Raw genomic sequence first — 16,140 nt, 5'->3', positions numbered from 1 at the left:
GCGTCTCAAAACGAGCACAGGGGTTGCGCGGCCGGTTCAGACAGAGAGACTTCTCTCATGTACGCACCGGCGCCGCTGCGGCGGCAACTCAACCGATCCGGGCTGTTGTTGCTCGGGCCGGCGTTCGTCGCGGCCGTCGCGTACGTCGACCCCGGTAACTTCGCCACCAACATCGCCGCCGGTGCGACATACGGCTACCTGCTGTGCTGGGTGGTCGTCGGTGCCAACCTGATGGCCGTCCTGGTGCAGTACTTGGCGGCCAAGGCGAGCATCGCGACCGGACGCACGTTGCCGCAGCTGTGCCGGGACGAGTTCCGGCGGTCGACGTCGACCGGGCTGTGGGCGCAGGCCGAGCTGGTGGCAATCGCGACCGACCTGGCCGAGGTGGTCGGTGGTGCGATCGCCCTGAACCTGCTGTTCGGCATCCCGCTGCTGCTCGGCGGCGTGATCACCGGTGTGGTCTCGTTCGCGCTGCTGATCTATCAGTCGAAGCGCGGTCAGCGTCCGTTCGAGGCGGCGATCATCGGGCTGCTCGCCGTCGTACTGGTCGGCTTCGTCGTCTCCACTGTGAAGTCGGACCCGTCGGCAAGCGGCGTGATCGGCGGCATGGTGCCGCGGCTGGACGGCACCGAGTCGCTCGTACTGGCGGCCGGCGTGCTCGGCGCGACCGTGATGCCGCACGCGATCTGGTTGCACGGCGCGCTGGTGACGGACCGCCATTGGAAGACGATCCGCTCCGAGAAAGGCAAATCGCGAGTACTCCGGGCCACCCGGGTGGACGTGGCGGTCGCCATGGCGCTCGCGGGTGCGGTCAACCTGGCGATGGTCGTGCTGGCTGCGGCTGCCCTGAAGGGCACAGGTGCGGATTCGCTGGACGCGGCGCACCTGGCGATCGGCGAGCGGCTCGGCCAGCTCCCCGCACTGCTGTTCGCACTCGCTCTGCTGGCCAGCGGCTTCGCGTCGTCCTCTGTCGGTACGTACGCCGGTTCGGTGATCCTGGACGGCTTCTGGCGGCGTCACGTCCCGCTTCCGGTGCGGCGGCTGATCACACTGGTACCGGCACTGCTCGTTCTCGCCATCGGTATCGACCCGAGCCGGGCGCTGGTGGTTTCCCAGGTGGTGCTGAGCTTCGGCATCCCGTGCGCGCTCTGGCCGCTGGTGAGATTGACGGCGTCACGGCGCGTCATGGGTGACTTCGTCAACCGCCTGGCGACTACGCTCGCCGCATGCCTGGTAGCCACCGCCGTCACGGCTCTCAACGTCGTACTGATCGTGCTGACCCTGCGGGGATGACGTGACCCGGGTGTACGCCGTGAGCGACATCCACGGCCACCTGGAGAAACTGACCGCCGCACTACACGCCGCCGGTCTCACCGATGCCGACGGCAACTGGGCGGACACGGACGCGCGGCTGTGGTTCCTCGGTGACTTCTTCGACCGCGGCCCGGACGGGATCGGCGTGCTGCGCTACGTCCGCGGCCTGATCGGCCAGGCGCCGGACGGCGCGGTCCGGATGCTGCTCGGCAACCACGAGATCCTCGCGCTCGGGATGTTCAAGTTCGGTGACACCTACGTCCCGCACGACGGCATCACGCTGCGCAGCTTCGAGCGCTCCTGGGCGCTGAACGGCGGCCTGGACCGGGACCAGGAGCTGCTCACCGACGACGACGTGGCCTGGCTGCTCGACCGGCCGGTGCTCGCGCTGGACGCCGACCAGCTGCTGATGCATTCCGACACCGCCGAGTACGTCGAGTGGGGCGACACGATCGACCAGATCAACTCCGCGGCGCGGGCGGACCTGCACTCCGACGACATCGAGGTGTGGTGGGAGATCTGGCGCCGGATGACATCGCGGTACGCGTTCCGCGGGCCGAGTGGTCCGGAGATCGCGCGGGTGCTGCTGGAGCACCTGGGCGGCCGCCGGATCGTGCACGGTCACAGCATCGTCGCCGACCAGCTCGGCATCGACCCGCAGTTCCTCACCGGTCCGCATCTGTATGCCGACGGGCTGGCGCTGGGCATCGACGGCGGCGCCTTCGACGGCGGGCCGTGCCTGGTCGTCGAGCTGACCGGGGAGTGACGCTGCTGGACTGATCCGGGAATGCCGTCGCGCGGTCACCGGTTGTCGGTGGTTATGGCGGACAAGATCGTGAAGATTCCTGGCCCGGACCACCCGATCACCATCGCGAAGAACCCGGACCGCGTACTGGTGAAGCTGGGCGACCAGGTGGTCGCGGACACCCGTGATGCGCTGTCGCTGCAGGAGGCGAACTACCCGGCGGTGCAGTACATCCCGCGCAAGGACGTCAACTTCACCCTGCTCGAGCGCACCGAGCACCAGACGTACTGCCCGTACAAGGGCGACGCGTCGTACTACAGCCTGGTGCCGGCCGGCGCTGCCGGTGAGAACGCGGTCTGGACGTACGAGCAGCCGTACGACGCGGTCGCGGACATCCGCGAGCACGTGGCGTTCTACCCGGACAGGGTGTCGGTCGAGATCATCGCCTGAACGACCGGCGCGAGGACCTCTGGCTCGACGACGTGACGTTCGTCGGGCAGTTCGGTGAGGGTCGCGTTCGGCAGGATCTCGGCAATGCGGTGGGCCGCGTCGGACATGAACGGCGCGGTCGCGGTCCCGGCGATCACCAGGGTGGGCTGTGTGACGGCGCGGAGTGTTGCGACCGGCGTGGGGGCTTCGTGGGCCATCACGGCGAAGTCGTAGGCGAGCGTCGGCGCGAGCTCCGGGATGCCGGGTAGCGCGGCCACGGCGAGCGCGTCGGCCTGCGGTACGCCGGTCATCAGCATGAACAGCTCGACCGCCTCGCGATTGCGGCCTTCGCGGATCAGTTCGAGGACGCGGTCGCCACTGTCGTCGTCCGCCAGGTCCACGTCGTCCGGTCCGTACGGCGGCTCGTGCAGGACGACCCGCGTGAACGGCAACTGGCTCGCCGCGATCGCCGTCAGCGCCGCGCCGGACGAGTGCCCGTAGACGGCCGGCGTCGTGCCGAAAACACCGATCAGCGCCGCCAGGTCCTCCACTTCGCGCTCGACGTCGTACGGCGCCGTGTCGCCGGAATCGCCGCGGCCGCGCCGGTCGTAGGTGATCACGTCGCAGTGCTTCGCCAGTACGTCGGCCAGCGGGCGCAGCGCGTGCCGGTCGCACAGCGCTCCCCCGACCAGGATCAGCGGGTGACCGCTGCCCAGGCGGTCGTACGCGATCGTCGTACCGTCCGCGGAAGTGACCTTCTCCATCGTGAAGCTCCTTGCTCGAGGTTTGTCGTCCGCGACGTCGGAGCCGGCCGGCGTTCCTCGACATGTCGCTGGCGCGCGCACTGGTCCGGCTGGTTCACTGCTGCGCGATGACCACCAGAATCGACCACAGCGACCGGTTCGGCCACGTCGGAGCGACCGGAAGCCCGAGTACGCGGCTCGTCGTACTCCGCGGCAACTCCGGCTCGGGGAAGTCGACCACGGCGCGGGCGCTGCGCCAACGGCTCGGCCGCGGTACGGCGTGGGTCGAGCAGGATCATCTGCGCCGCATCCTGCTGCGCGAGCACGACGTACCGGGCGGCGTGAATATCGGGCTCATCGACCTGAACGTCCGCTACGCGCTCGATCACGGGTACGACGTGGTGCTCGAGGGCATTCTGGACGCCGGGCGATACGGCGACATGCTCCGGCAGCTCACCGCCGACCATCGCGGAACGACCCTGCACTACTACTTCGACATCCCGTTCGCGGAGACCGTCGTACGGCACGGCACTCGGGACCTGCCCGGTGTCGACGCCGGCATGATGCAGGACTGGTACCGCGAACGCGACGTACTGGACGGTGTGCAGCAGACCGTGATCGGGCCGGACAGCACGCTGGACGAGACGGTGGCCCGCGTCCTGACCGACCTTGGAGCCGATCCCGTACCGTTGGAGGGATGAGCACGACCGAGCCCACCCGCCCCCGTACCCTCGCCGAGGCGTTGCGGAGCTGGGGCGACGCCGCGCTCGGTGAGCTGCTGCGCCGGCGCCCCGACCTGGCGCTGCCGATCCCTGCGGACACCGGGCAGCTCGCGGCCCGCGCGACGAGCAACGCGTCGGCGGCGCGGGCGATCAACCGGCTGGACGAGTTCGGCGTGGACCTGCTGGAGTCACTGTCCGCGCTGCCGGAGCCGGTGGACCTGCCGACGCTGGCCCGTGGTGTCGGTCAGCCGGAGGAGGTTGTCCGGCCCCGGGTGACCGAGCTCATGGACCTCGCGCTGGTCTGGGGTACCGAGGACGACCTGCGTCCGATCCGCGCGGTGCACGAGCTGCTCGGTCCGACACCGGCCGGCCTCGGTCCGACGACAACACGGCACTTCGGCGATCTGGACAAGCTGATCGAGGAGGCTGGTCCGGACGCGCGCGCCGTACTCGACAAACTGACCTGGGGTCCGCCGACCGGTTCGGTGGAGAAGGCTGACCGGCCGGTGACCATCGCGTCCGCCCGTACACCCGTGGAGCGCCTGCTCGCGCGCGGTCTCGTCGTACCCAAGGACGCGAACACCGTAGTACTGCCACGGCAGATCGGTCTGCACCTGCGGGGCGGGCGCGTGCTGGCGTCGACACGCCCGGTGCCGCCGCCGTTGGACGGCAAGAAGGTGTCGGCCACCATCGCGGACCGGGCTGCGGCTGGTGCGGCGCTGGACCTGGTACGGCTGGTCGATCGAGCGCTGGAGCAGCTGGGGACCGAGCCGCCGCCCGTACTGCGCACAGGTGGGATCGGCGTCCGTGAGCTGCGCAGTCTGGCCGGAAAGATCGGCGCGGAGGAGCACACGGCAGCGGCGGTGCTCGAGATGGCGTACGCCGCTGGACTCGTTGCACCGGTCGAGGTCGGCACTAGCGAGCTGTGGCTGCCGACCAGTGCGTACGACGACTGGCTGGAGCACGATCTCGCGCATCGTTGGGCTCAGCTCGCCATGGCGTGGTTCACCGGGCTGCGGGCCATCGGGCTCATTGGCCGACGTGACAGCACGGGTAGTACCGCGGCTGCACGCGAGCGGCTGATCAACGCGTTGGCCCCGGACCTGGAGCGGCTGCTGGCGCCCGAGATTCGCCTGCTGACGTTGCAGGCGCTGGCCGAGGCCGGTGCCGGTACGGCGCCCGCAACGGAGACCGTGGTGACGTGGGTGGCGTGGCATCGTCCGCGGCGCGGCGGGCAGTTCCGGGACGACCTGGTCGAGTGGAGCGTGTCGGAGGCCGCGCTGCTCGGGCTGACCGGTTTGGGTGCGTTGGCCAAGCACACCAAGCCGTTGCTGGGCGCTGAGCCGACAGCTGACGAGTTGGCCGAGGCGATCAGCCCGCTGATGCCGGAGCCGGTGTCCGAGGTGCTGCTACAGGCGGACCTCACCGCGGTGGCTCCTGGTCCGTTGGTGCGCTCCGTGCAGGACGAGCTGTCAGCGATGGCTGACGTGGAGTCGGACGGTGGCGCGGGGGTCTACCGGTTCAGTGAGAGCTCGGTACGGCGCGCATTCGACCTCGGGAAGACGGCGGAGCAACTGCACGCGTGGCTGGCCGAGCACTCGCGGACGCCGGTGCCGCAGCCCCTGGCGTACTTGATCGACGACGTGGCGCGACGGCACGGCGTACTGCGACTCGGGACGGCCTCAACGTACCTGCGCTGCGACGACGAGGACGTGCTGACACAACTGCTCAACACGAACCTGCCCGGTGTGCGGTTCCGCCGGTTGGCGCCGACGGTCGTCGTGTCGCCGTCACCGCCGGACATGGTGCTGAGCCGGTTGCGGGACGCCGGTTTGGCGCCGCTGGCGGAGACGTTCGACGGGGCCCTGCATGTGACCGGTGCGCCGCAGCGGGGCGAGGCGCCGCGCCGCCGTACCAGCCGGGACTTCAACGAGACCGCGTTCGACCTCACCGAGGACCAGGTGAAGGCGGTCATCGAAAAGGTCCGCGCCGGCGACCGCGTCGCCGCCGAACGCCCCGGCGACGACGGCCTCATCACGCCGACCGCGCCCGCCGCGACGATCGCCGTGCTCACCAACGCGGCCGAGGCCCACACCCGCACGTGGATCGCCTACGTCGACCACAACGGCCACTCGTCCGAAAGGATCGTCGAACCGGTCCGCGTCGCCGACGGCTGGCTCACCGCCTACGACGACACCACCGACAACCCCCGCACCTACGCCCTCCACCGCATCTCCGCCGCCCGAGCCGTCGAGTGACCGACCCCGACCGCCGCGTGTTCCGGGCGTGCGGCGGGTGGGCGAGCCGACGGGGCCGCGGGGGTTTTGGGCGGGGAGGCACAATGGAGGGTCGGGGCGAGGTTAGGAGCTGCGGGTGACAGACGGTCCACTGATCGTGCAGTCGGACAAGACGCTGTTGTTGGAGACGGCGCATCCGGACGCGAACGACTGCCGGAAGGCGATCGCGCCGTTCGCGGAGCTGGAGCGGGCGCCGGAGCACGTGCACACCTACCGGCTCACACCGCTGGGGCTGTGGAACGCGCGCGCCGCGGGACATGACGCCGAGCAGGTGATCGACGTACTGCTGCGCTACAGCCGCTACCCGGTGCCGCACTCGCTGCTGGTCGACATCGCCGAGACGCTGGACCGCTACGGGCGGCTGCGGCTCGAGAAGCACCCGCACCACGGCCTGGTCCTCGTCACGACGGACCGCCCGGTGCTGGAGGAGGTGCTGCGCAGCAACAAGGTGAAGCCGATGATCGGCGCGCGCATAGACGACGACACCGTCGTCGTGCACCCGTCCGAGCGCGGTCACCTCAAGCAGACCCTGCTGAAGATCGGCTGGCCCGCGGAGGACCTGGCCGGGTACGTCGACGGTGAGGCGCACCAGATCGACCTGGTGAAGGACGGCTGGGACCTGCGTCCGTACCAGTCGCAGGCGGCCGACTCGTTCTGGCACGGCGGCTCCGGTGTCGTCGTACTGCCCTGCGGCGCCGGTAAGACGATCGTCGGCGCAGCCGCGATGGCACAGGCGTCCGCGACCACGCTGATCCTGGTCACGAACACGGTGTCCGCGCGGCAGTGGAAGGACGAGCTGCTCCGGCGGACGACACTGACCGAGGACGAGATCGGCGAGTACTCCGGTGCGCGCAAGGAGATCCGCCCGGTGACGATCGCGACGTACCAGGTGATGACCACGCGCCGGAAGGGTGTGTACACGCACCTGGAGCTGTTCGACGCCCGCGACTGGGGCCTGATCGTGTACGACGAGGTGCACCTGCTGCCCGCGCCGATCTTCCGGATGACCGCCGACCTGCAGACCCGGCGCCGGCTCGGGCTGACCGCGACGCTGGTCCGCGAGGACGGCCGCGAGGGCGATGTGTTCTCGCTGATCGGCCCGAAGCGGTACGACGCGCCGTGGAAGGACATCGAGGCGCAGGGCTGGATCGCGCCCGCGGACTGCGTCGAGGTCCGGGTGGACCTGGAGCAGACCGAGCGGTTCGTGTACGCGACCGCCGAGCCAGAGGACCGGTACCGGTTGGCCGCGTCGACACCGGCAAAGTCGAAGCTGGTCCGCCGGATCGCGGAGCATCACGCCGACGAGCCGCTGCTGGTGATCGGTCAGTACATCGACCAACTGGACGAGCTCGGCGAGCGCCTCGAGTGCCCGGTGATCAAGGGCGAGACGACGGTCCGCGAGCGGCAGCGGTTGTTCGAGGCGTTCCGCAACGGCGAGATCACCCGCCTGGTGGTCAGCAAGGTCGCAAACTTCTCCATCGACCTGCCCGAGGCGTCGGTCGCGATCCAGGTGTCCGGCACGTTCGGCTCGCGCCAGGAAGAGGCCCAGCGCCTCGGCCGGGTGCTACGCCCCAAGGGCGACGGCCGCACCGCGCGGTTCTACTCGATCGTCGCCCGCGACACCATCGACGCCGAGTTCGCCGCCCACCGCCAGCGCTTCCTCGCCGAACAGGGCTACGCCTACACCATCGTCGACGCCGAAAACCTCTTCGCCTGACCACCGTGTCATCTCGACAGGACGTGTCGTTAGGGCGGGGCCGGCCGCACGCTCAAGCCCGGCGCCGCCCACCCCGCTTCAAGGGACACCTCCTGTCGAGAGTGCACAGCTTCACTTGCCCAGGCGCTGGTCCAGGGCGGCCCGCACCGTGGCGACCACCCAGGCAGGGTCGCCGATCACCTGCTCATAGGTGAACCGGAGCACGAGCCATCCCGCGGCAACCAGCTCGTCGTAGCGCCGGCAGTCGGCTGCGAAGTCGCGCCGGGACCCATGGAATGCGAAGCCTTCCGCCTCCAGAGCCAGCAGCGCCACGCGGTGCCCGAGGTCCACGCGGGCGCGGAACGATCCATAGGTGACCAGCATCTGTGGTTCGAAGCCTTCGATGCCCGCGCTGATCAAGAGCGACCGGAGGACGGACTCGAGGAAGCTTTCCGAGAGACCGCTCGCGGCGGCAGCTACCCGGCCGGCGTTCGGGCATCCATAACCGCGCAGCGCCGCCGTCGCCCCGAGCAGTTCGTCCTGCGTGAGCCGACCGGTTGCGAGAGCGGCGTCCGCGATGGCGAGCGACTCGCCGAACGGCAGCGTACGCGCGCAGTCCACGACGGTCCGTTGCAGGGAGGTAATGCGGTCGCGGCGTTCGGTTGCGCTCGTTGGAGCCCAGTGCAACACGGCCGGCGGCCCCGGACGGGGATGCCGGTGGGGCGGCAGGGTGATGTGCGGTTTCTCCGGCGCGTGCAACAGCGGCAGCTCGAATGCCTGCGCGGCGCTCATGTGCGACAGGACCCCGTCGTAGGCGAGCACCGCCGCTTCGTCGACCGAAAGACCTGGGAGTGCATAGATCCCCAGCGCGATCCGTTCGATCTCACCGCGCTTCAGCGCGGCCGCGACGGCGCGGCGCGAGGTGGCCGCGATCAGTGGGCCGCGGGGTGCCCAACCGCCGAGGCGCCCGAGCACCGTACTGACCGATTCCATCCCAGGATGGTGCCTCGGATCGGCCGATCCGTGCGGCGCGTTGTCCACAGGTGTGTCAGCTCGACAGGACGTGTCCTCGCCCGGTCGAGGGCGCCACGCTCAGCGGCGCCGGCCGATCGGGTTGGCGAGGCGACACGTCCTGTCAAGGTGACACACGCCGTCAGGAGTCGAGGCGCGTGTGGATGCCGTGGAAGTGGGACTTCATCGAGTGGGCGTAGGTTTCGGGGTGGCCGGATTGGAGCGCGGCGAGGAGGTCGCGGTGCCAGGCGGCGGCGTCGGCGGGTGAGTAGCGGGCGCCAGGGAGTCGGGCGTCGACCTGAGCGAAGGTCCGCCAGAACACCGACAGCAGGTCGATCACCAGCGCGTTGCCGAGCGGTTCGTACAGCGCCTGATGGAAGGCCCAGTCCTCGTCCGGGAAGTACTCACCCTCGGCGGCCTTCGCCTCCATCCGTTCGACGATCGGCTCCAGCGCGTCGTACCCGTGCTCGGTGAAGTAGGCGACCACGTCGTCGGCGAGACCGACCTCGATCGCCTGCCGGACCTCCAGCACGTTCTGCACGTCGCGCAGGTCGCCGGCCATCGACTGCGACATCCGGAACGCCAGCCCATCCTCCAGCGACTGCAGGTTCACCTCGCCGACGTACGTGCCGTACCCGTGCCGGATCTCGATGATGCCGACCGCTTGCAGCGCCTTCATCGCCTCGCGGAGCGGGTGCCTGCCGACACCCAGCTGCGCCATCAGCTCCTGCTCGTTGGGCAGCGGGTCGCCCGCCTTCAGTCCGCGTTCCAGGATGTACGACTTCATCGCGTCCCGGATGAACGACTGGTTTCCGGCCGCACCGCGTGCCCGGCTGAGCCCACCCGTTGTCACTGCCGGCCTCCCTTAACTAGGACCGCTCAGTGTAATCCCGCCCGCTGCAGAAGCGGCCGGACCGCCTCGATCTCGGTGTCGTTCAGTGGGATGCTCGGGTACGCCGTCAGTGGGCAGGAGACGACGCCCAACAGGTAGAGGCCGGCCTTGAAGGCGCCCAGGGCGGCCGAGCTGGCGCCCATTCGCGACCGGTCCGCGACGTTGACGATGCCGAACAGACGGAACAGCCGGTCCTGCTCCGCCCGCGCCGCGTCGGCGTCACCGGCCACGGCCGCCTTGTACAGCCGCACGTACCCAGCCGGGTCCACGTTGCCCAGCCCAGGTACGACGCCGTCGACGCCGAAGGCCAGCGCGGAGTCCACCGTCACCTCGGACCCGGTCATGATCGCGAAGCCGTCCAGCCGCTTCTCGCGCCGCGACAGCACCAGCTCCCGCAGCGACGTGTCCTGCCCGGAAGAGTCCTTGATCCCGGCGATCAGCCCTTGCTCGTACAGGGAGGTCAGCAACGACGCAGGCAGCTTGGTACCGGCACGCGGCGGGATGTCGTACGCGTACACCGGAGTCTCGCCGGCCAGCGCCGACAGCCGCGCGAAGTGCCGCTCGATCTCCGCGGGATGCGTGGCCGCGTAGAACGGCGCTGTGGCGACCAGCCCGTCCACGCCGGCCTTCAGCGCTGCCGACACATGCGCCGCGACCCGGTTGGTCGACGTGTCGATGACACCGGCCAGCACCGGGACCTGTCCGGCCACCTCCGCGACAGTCGTCTCCAGCACGACCTGCCGTTGCTCGTCGGTCAGGAAGGTGCCCTCGCCGGAGGTGCCGAGCACGAACACCCCGTCCACACCTCCGGACAGCTGGTACTGGATCAGCCGGGCCAGTGATGCGGTGTCGACGTCGTACTCGGGGGTCAGCGGCGTGACCAGCGGCGGTACGACGCCGGCCAGACGGGCGGATGCGGTCAAGGGGTCTCCCAACCTCAAAGGGTGAATGTGGCGAAGCGCAAGGTGGCGAACGACGAGGTCTCACCGGCCTCGTAGAAGATGCCTACCGAGCCGTCCGGCAGCAGCGTCAGATCGGAGTACCCGGCCATGGCCTCGTGGACGACCAGAGCCGGCCGCCATGACACGCCGGCGTCGGTGCTCACGAAAACGGTCAGTTCCCGGCGCGACGTGGGGTTCACGGGGGTGGACAACAGCAGCCGTCCGTCGGGCAGACAGAGCACGCTGCCCTGCACACCCGGTGCGGTGATCTCCGGAATCCCGGCGTACGGCGCATCGAGCGTCTGACCGCCGTCCGACGACCAGGCGTGTACACGGGCCGGCCCGGTGCCCATGTGGTTGCGGGCATTGAAGTACAACCGTCCGTCGGGCAGTTCGGCGACCGCTGTCTCGTTCGCGTTGATCTCGGCGCCGTCGTTGCGGTCGACGAACCCGAGCGCCCACGTGAAGCCGCCGTCGTCGCTGTAGATGCAGTGGCCGCCGTTCAGCCGGATCAGGTCCTCGACCGGCTCCGACGGGACGTACGAGTGGTTCGCCGGTACGACGAGACGCCCGGAGCGCAACGTGATGCCGTGGCACGGGCCGGTCGCGTACCAGCCCCAGTCGTCCGGCTTCACCTGCGCGGTGATCTCAACCGTCTCGCTCCAGGTCGCGCCGTCGTCCGACGAGCGCTGAACGAACACACGCCGCCCGTCGACCGGATCCTTGCCTCGGGCAAGCGACATCTCGACCGCGTCCGCACCGTTCTGCACCGTGACCAGGACGAGGTCGCCACTCGCCGGATCGGCCAACGGCACCGGGTTGCCACAGGTCTTGCCGGGCACGGCCGACACGACCTGCAGCGGCAGCCAGGTGCGGCCGCCGTCGAGCGAACGGCGCAGCACGACCTCGATCTCGCCCGCGTCGCCGACTCCGTGCAGGCGCCCCTCGCAGAACGCCAGCACCGACGACCCGCGCGCCAGCACCGACGGGATGCGGAACGTGTGATACCCGCTGCCCGCCGGCTCGAACACCGGCGTCGTCGCGATTTCCCGCACACCGACACTTGATGACATAGGACGTACTATGTCATGGTGTGGGCCTCCGATGGAAGTGAGGCCTCATGCCGGTCAGCAGAAGATCTTTCCTCGGCGGCGGTTTGGCTGCCGCCGCTGTCGCGGTCACGGGTACGCCGCTGCTGGCGGGGTGCGCGTCCGACAAGAAGAACGCCGCCGCGGCGAACGCGGCCGTGAAGCTGCCCACGTACACCCGCTACGGCGAGATCACGCCGGACCTGCCCGGCACCGACGTCGTGCTCGACGGCTTCCTGAAGTACCCGGCGAATCCGGTCAAGGCGATCGCCGAGGCGCCTGGTGACGGCAAGCCGATCACGTTCATGACCAACATCCCCGGCGCGATCCCGCCGGCCGTGGACAAGAACCAGTTCTGGCAGGAGCTGAACAAGCGGCTCGGCTCCGAGTTGCAGATCAGCATGGCGTCGAACGACGAGTACAAGGACAAGTTCGCCACCCGGATCGCCGGCGGCGACCTGCCGGACATCCTGAACATCCCGCCGGGCACACCGCAGGTGCCGGGGCTGCTGAAGGCCAAGGCGACCGACCTCACCGAGCACCTGTCCGGCGACGCGGTGAAGCAGTACCCGTTCCTCGCGAACATTCCCGCCGAATACTGGAAGGGCTGCGTCTTCAACGGCGCGATTTACGGCGTCCCGGTGCCCCGCGGGATGTCCCGTACGTCGCTGCCGCTGTACCGCGCCGACCTGCTCGCCGCCAAGGGCATCAAGGATCCGGCGCCGAAGAACTTCCAGGAGTTCCTCGATCTCTGCAAGGAGCTGACCGCACCGAAGGAGAATCGCTGGGCCTGGACCCGGGTACCGACCTCGTACCTGCGAATGATGCTGGGAATGCCCAACCAGTGGAAGGAAGAAGGCGGCAAGTTCACCTCGGTGTACGAGGCCCAGGGCAACGAAGAGGCGCTCGAGGCAGCCCGCTCGATGGTTGCCGCGGGCGTCGTCAACCCGGACACGTTCAGCGCAAAGGCGGCGCAGCGCAAGCAGTGGTTCAACGGCGGCATCGCATCCTTCGACTACGACAGCTTCGTTGCGTGGAACCAGTACTACGCCGACAACACCGCGGGCGACGCCTTCGCTGTCGACATGCTCGACGTACCGGGCTTCGACGGCGGTGACGGCAAGGTGTGGATGGGTGCCGCGCTCAACAACGTCACGGCGTTCAGCAAGGACAGCCAGCACTCGGTCGAGACGCTGCTCAAGGTCGCGAACTGGATGGCCGCACCGTTCGGGACCGAGGAGTACCTGTTCCGCAAGTACGGACTGCCCGGCCGGCACTACGCGCTCGAAGGCACCGACCCGGTACCGACGAAGGCCGGTGTGGTGGAGACCGGCATCGGCCTGCAGTACATCTCCGACTCGACGCTGGCGCTGTACTGGGCGGGCAGGCCCGATGTGCCGCAGAACCAGCACAAGATCCAGACGGCGATCGAGAAGCGACTCGTGTACGACGCGTCGTACGGGCTGTACTCCGACACCGCCTCGAAGCAATGGGGTCAGCTGACCGGCGCGCTGACCGACCTGGAGAACCAGATCGTGCAGGGCAAGAAGCCGGTGTCGGAGTGGGCGGCCGGCGTCAAGACGTTCCTGTCCTCGGGCGGCGAGAAGATTCGCGGCGAGCTCGAGCAGGCGTTCGCCGACACGGCAGGGAAGTGATGCTACAGAGATCCGCCCGGCGCCCGCAGCAGCAGCTGAGCCTCGGCCGGCGGCTGCTGCGGGACCGCGTGCTACTGCTGTTCGCGCTGCCCGGCATCGCGCTGATCATCACGTTCCACTACGTGCCGTTGCTGGGCAACGTGATCGCGTTCAAGGACTACCAGCCGTTCCTCGGGATCGCGGGCAGCGACTGGTCGGGCTGGGCGAACTTCAGCGTGATCTTCAACGGCGACCCGGCCTTCCTGCGGGCGTTGAAGAACACGCTGATTCTGACCAGTCTGCAGGCGGTCTTCGTGTTCCCGGCGCCGATCCTGCTCGCGCTGCTGCTGAACTCGTTGTTCTCCGAGCGGATCAAGCGGATCGCGCAGAGCATCCTGTACCTGCCGCACTTCATGTCCTGGGTGATCGTGGTCGCGCTGTTCCAGCAGATGCTCGGCGGCAGTGGTCTGCTGAACAACTACCTACGGTCGCACGACCTGGCGACGATCGACATCATCGGCAACTCCGAGTTGTTCCACGTGCTGCTGACGTCGCAGATCATCTGGAAAGACACCGGGTGGGCGACCATTCTGTTTCTGGCCGCACTGTCACAGATCGATTCGCAACTGTACGAGGCGGCGAGCGTCGACGGCGCTTCGAGGATGAAGCAGCTGTGGCACGTCACCCTGCCCGGACTGCGCGGGATCATCATCCTGCTCTTCATCCTGCGGCTCGGCGATTCACTGACGGTCGGATTCGAGCAGATCATCCTGCAGCAGCAGGCGGTCGGTCGTGACGTCAGCGAAGTACTGGACACCTACGTCTACAACAACGGCGTACTCGGCGGCGCCTGGGGTGTCGCGGCCGCGGTCGGCCTGGTGAAGGGCCTGGTCGGCGTGGCACTGGTCCTGACCGCGAACAAGGTCGCCCACATCTTCGGCGAGCAGGGGGTGTACCAGAAATGAGCCGACAGATCGTGCCCCGGAGGATTGTGCCCCGGAGGATTGTGCAGGGCGTCCCGATGCCCAGTTGGCCGATGCGGATCTTCAAGGGCATCGTGCTGCTGGTCTTCTGCGCGGTCGTGATCGTGCCGTTCGTCGGCGTGATCTCGACCAGCGTGGCCCCGAACAAGCAGATCAACGAGTCCGGTGGTCTGGTCCTGTTCCCGGAGTCGATCAACCTCGCGGCGTACGAATCGCTGTTCGCCGGCGGTGTGGTGACGCGGGCACTGTTCGTCAGCGTGTTCGTTACGGTCGTCGGGACGTTGCTCAGTCTGACCGTGTCGTGTCTGCTGGCCTACGCGCTGTCCCGGCCGGGGTTCGTGGCCGGGCGCCCGATCCTGCTGGTCGTGCTGTTCAGCATGCTGTTCTCCCCCGGCATCATCCCGCTGTACTTGACGGTGAAGGGTGTCGGGCTGCTGGACAGTCTGTGGGCGCTGATCGTGCCGACGATGATCAGCGCGTTCAACGTGGTCGTGCTGCGGGCGTTCTTCATGAACCTGCCGAACGAGATCACCGAGAGCGCGCGGATCGACGGCGCGGGTGAGCTGAAGACGTTCACCTACATCGTGCTGCCGCTGTCCAAGGCGGCGCTGTCGGTGATCGGCCTGTTCTACGCGGTGGCGTACTGGAACGCGTTCTTCTCCGCGCTGCTGTACCTGAACGACTCCCGGCTGTGGCCGCTGCAGCTGGTACTGCGGACGTACGTCATCAACGACACCCAGCTGGGCAGCGCCGAACTCGGCACCGAGTTGCTGCCGCCGCAGGCGTCGATCCAGATGGCGATCCTGGTGATCTCGATCGTGCCGATCCTGCTGGTGTACCCGTTCCTGCAGCGGCACTTCGCGAAGGGGGTGCTGACCGGTGCGGTCAAGGGCTGACCACTAACCCGAGGGACATTCAGGTCTTCTGACTGACGTATGACGGGTCGCGGGGACTGTTGGAGCGGATCTAAGGAGGGTTTTCTCCGTATGGCGGGGCAGAATCCTCCACTGTCACGCGGAAAATCCTCCTAGATGATTGATGCGCGGCCCGAAGGTGTGCACGCTCGACAGTTAGTGTGGTGCGGGGCGGGTGTGTTCGGTGTCTGGTTCACGCTCAGCTGTGGCCCCTGGCACGGGAGACGTCCTGTCGACCTGACACACGCCACACGCCACCCACGCCACACGCCCGAGCGTCCCCGGTTCCATCACCACGACCACCGAATCCAGACCAGGCTGTGCATCAATCATCTAGGAGCGTTTTCCGCGGTCGCCGTGCAGCAGTGGTGCGAACCTGGCAGACAACGGCGGCCGACGGAGCCGCGGTGGTGGATGACGGCCTGGGAACCGGGGTGACCACGTTGACCTGGTGGTCGTCGGCTCGTGCCGAGGTACCGCGGCCGCGGCAGATCGCCCTGGCCAACACGGTCGCCCGAACCACCATGGTCGCCCGAGCCAAAAAGGGTCGTCCGAGCCAACACGGTCACCCGGGCCAACACGGTCGTCCGGGCCAACACGATGGGTTAACCGCAACGCCGTTCGGTTAGGGATTGTGTTTGTGGCGCAAGTTGCGGCGTTGCGGCTGGTGAGATGGGTGCAGCCCTTGTAGGGATGTCCGGTCCTCCAAGACTGGTCATCTCCGACAAGGG

14 protein-coding genes are annotated in these 16,140 nt (G+C 68.4%); 9 read left to right on the top strand and 5 right to left on the bottom strand.

The annotated features are described in order from the left end of the window. Positions 1–57 precede the first annotated feature (57 nt). The 3 genes from AB0B82_RS18275 to AB0B82_RS18265 are packed head-to-tail and all read left to right on the top strand — an operon-like array spanning position 58 to position 2,509. Entirely contained in the window at positions 58–1,293 is a 1,236-nt protein-coding gene (locus tag AB0B82_RS18275) for an Nramp family divalent metal transporter (RefSeq protein WP_360169233.1), read from the top strand. Positions 1,294–1,312: 19 nt separating this feature from the next. Further along, positions 1,313–2,080: a metallophosphoesterase gene (locus AB0B82_RS18270; RefSeq protein WP_360169230.1), complete on the top strand. Its 768-nt coding sequence runs from the start codon at positions 1,313–1,315 to the stop codon at positions 2,078–2,080. A 54-nt stretch (positions 2,081–2,134) separates the two neighbouring features. After that, complete coding sequence (locus tag AB0B82_RS18265) at positions 2,135–2,509, top strand: DUF427 domain-containing protein (RefSeq protein ID WP_360169227.1); 375 nt, start codon at positions 2,135–2,137, stop codon at positions 2,507–2,509. On the opposite strand, the gene AB0B82_RS18260 is transcribed toward AB0B82_RS18265, so the two are convergent. Next, complete coding sequence (locus AB0B82_RS18260; RefSeq protein ID WP_360169224.1) at positions 2,473–3,252, bottom strand: alpha/beta hydrolase; 780 nt, start codon at positions 3,250–3,252, stop codon at positions 2,473–2,475. The two genes, AB0B82_RS18265 and AB0B82_RS18260, sit on opposite strands and share 37 nt — an antisense overlap. Before the next feature lie 107 nt (positions 3,253–3,359). Here AB0B82_RS18260 and AB0B82_RS18255 point away from each other — a divergent pair, with 107 nt between their 5' ends. The 3 genes from AB0B82_RS18255 to AB0B82_RS18245 all read left to right on the top strand — a co-directional run bounded on the left by AB0B82_RS18255 (position 3,360) and on the right by AB0B82_RS18245 (position 7,967). After that, positions 3,360–3,932 (top strand): kinase, encoded by a 573-nt coding sequence (locus AB0B82_RS18255; RefSeq protein ID WP_360169221.1) that lies wholly within the window; start codon positions 3,360–3,362, stop codon positions 3,930–3,932. After that, positions 3,929–6,211 (top strand): helicase-associated domain-containing protein, encoded by a 2,283-nt coding sequence (locus AB0B82_RS18250; RefSeq protein WP_360169218.1) that lies wholly within the window; start codon positions 3,929–3,931, stop codon positions 6,209–6,211. Before AB0B82_RS18255 ends, AB0B82_RS18250 begins: the two co-directional genes overlap by 4 nt. Before the next feature lie 115 nt (positions 6,212–6,326). Further along, positions 6,327–7,967, top strand: coding sequence for a DNA repair helicase XPB (locus tag AB0B82_RS18245; protein WP_360169215.1), 1,641 nt, complete (start codon positions 6,327–6,329; stop codon positions 7,965–7,967). 111 nt (positions 7,968–8,078) lie between these two features. Here the strand turns inward: AB0B82_RS18245 and AB0B82_RS18240 are convergent, their stop codons facing one another. The 4 genes from AB0B82_RS18240 to AB0B82_RS18225 form a co-directional block, all read right to left on the bottom strand. Then, entirely contained in the window at positions 8,079–8,987 is a 909-nt protein-coding gene (locus AB0B82_RS18240) for a hypothetical protein (RefSeq protein WP_360169212.1), read from the bottom strand. Between the two features lie 112 nt (positions 8,988–9,099). After that, entirely contained in the window at positions 9,100–9,810 is a 711-nt protein-coding gene (locus AB0B82_RS18235) for an FCD domain-containing protein (protein ID WP_360169209.1), read from the bottom strand. A gap of 26 nt (positions 9,811–9,836) precedes the next feature. Further along, the gene (locus tag AB0B82_RS18230) at positions 9,837–10,772 is read right to left on the bottom strand and encodes a dihydrodipicolinate synthase family protein (RefSeq protein WP_360169206.1); all 936 of its coding nucleotides are present in this window, start codon (positions 10,770–10,772) and stop codon (positions 9,837–9,839) included. A 14-nt stretch (positions 10,773–10,786) separates the two neighbouring features. Beyond that, a complete protein-coding gene (locus tag AB0B82_RS18225) occupies positions 10,787–11,863 on the bottom strand; it encodes a sialidase family protein (RefSeq protein ID WP_360169203.1) in 1,077 nt (358 codons plus the stop codon). A 47-nt stretch (positions 11,864–11,910) separates the two neighbouring features. On the opposite strand from AB0B82_RS18225, the gene AB0B82_RS18220 reads away from it, so the two are divergent. Genes AB0B82_RS18220 through AB0B82_RS18210 form a run of 3 tightly spaced genes read left to right on the top strand, consistent with a single transcriptional unit; the run spans position 11,911 to position 15,391 of the window. Next, the gene (locus AB0B82_RS18220) at positions 11,911–13,533 is read left to right on the top strand and encodes an extracellular solute-binding protein (protein ID WP_360169200.1); all 1,623 of its coding nucleotides are present in this window, start codon (positions 11,911–11,913) and stop codon (positions 13,531–13,533) included. Then, positions 13,533–14,477 carry an ABC transporter permease subunit gene (locus AB0B82_RS18215; RefSeq protein WP_360169409.1) on the top strand — a complete coding sequence of 315 codons (945 nt, stop codon included), beginning with the start codon at positions 13,533–13,535 and terminating at the stop codon, positions 14,475–14,477. The genes AB0B82_RS18220 and AB0B82_RS18215 overlap by 1 nt, the downstream gene beginning before the upstream one ends. A 56-nt stretch (positions 14,478–14,533) precedes the next feature. Next, entirely contained in the window at positions 14,534–15,391 is an 858-nt protein-coding gene (locus AB0B82_RS18210; RefSeq protein WP_360169197.1) for a carbohydrate ABC transporter permease, read from the top strand. The last annotated feature ends 749 nt before the right edge of the window (positions 15,392–16,140 follow it).

This window comes from Kribbella sp. NPDC048915 (assembly GCF_040649595.1).
Lineage (GTDB): Bacteria > Actinomycetota > Actinomycetes > Propionibacteriales > Kribbellaceae > Kribbella.
The sequence above is the reverse complement of the archived record's forward strand: the minus strand, read 5'-3'. Positions and strand labels throughout refer to the sequence as shown.

What these genes read in the sequence shown, in the direction of transcription:
- AB0B82_RS18225 (WP_360169203.1), bottom strand. Translation starts at nt 11,863, where the DNA reads ATGTCATCAAGTGTCGGTGTGCGGGAAATCGCGACGACGCCGGTGTTC.
- AB0B82_RS18220 (WP_360169200.1), top strand. Translation starts at nt 11,911, where the DNA reads ATGCCGGTCAGCAGAAGATCTTTCCTCGGCGGCGGTTTGGCTGCCGCC.
- AB0B82_RS18255 (WP_360169221.1), top strand. Translation starts at nt 3,360, where the DNA reads ATGACCACCAGAATCGACCACAGCGACCGGTTCGGCCACGTCGGAGCG.
- AB0B82_RS18250 (WP_360169218.1), top strand. Translation starts at nt 3,929, where the DNA reads ATGAGCACGACCGAGCCCACCCGCCCCCGTACCCTCGCCGAGGCGTTG.
- AB0B82_RS18265 (WP_360169227.1), top strand. Translation starts at nt 2,135, where the DNA reads ATGGCGGACAAGATCGTGAAGATTCCTGGCCCGGACCACCCGATCACC.
- AB0B82_RS18210 (WP_360169197.1), top strand. Translation starts at nt 14,534, where the DNA reads ATGCCCAGTTGGCCGATGCGGATCTTCAAGGGCATCGTGCTGCTGGTC.
- AB0B82_RS18275 (WP_360169233.1), top strand. Translation starts at nt 58, where the DNA reads ATGTACGCACCGGCGCCGCTGCGGCGGCAACTCAACCGATCCGGGCTG.
- AB0B82_RS18260 (WP_360169224.1), bottom strand. Translation starts at nt 3,252, where the DNA reads ATGGAGAAGGTCACTTCCGCGGACGGTACGACGATCGCGTACGACCGC.
- AB0B82_RS18215 (WP_360169409.1), top strand. Translation starts at nt 13,533, where the DNA reads ATGCTACAGAGATCCGCCCGGCGCCCGCAGCAGCAGCTGAGCCTCGGC.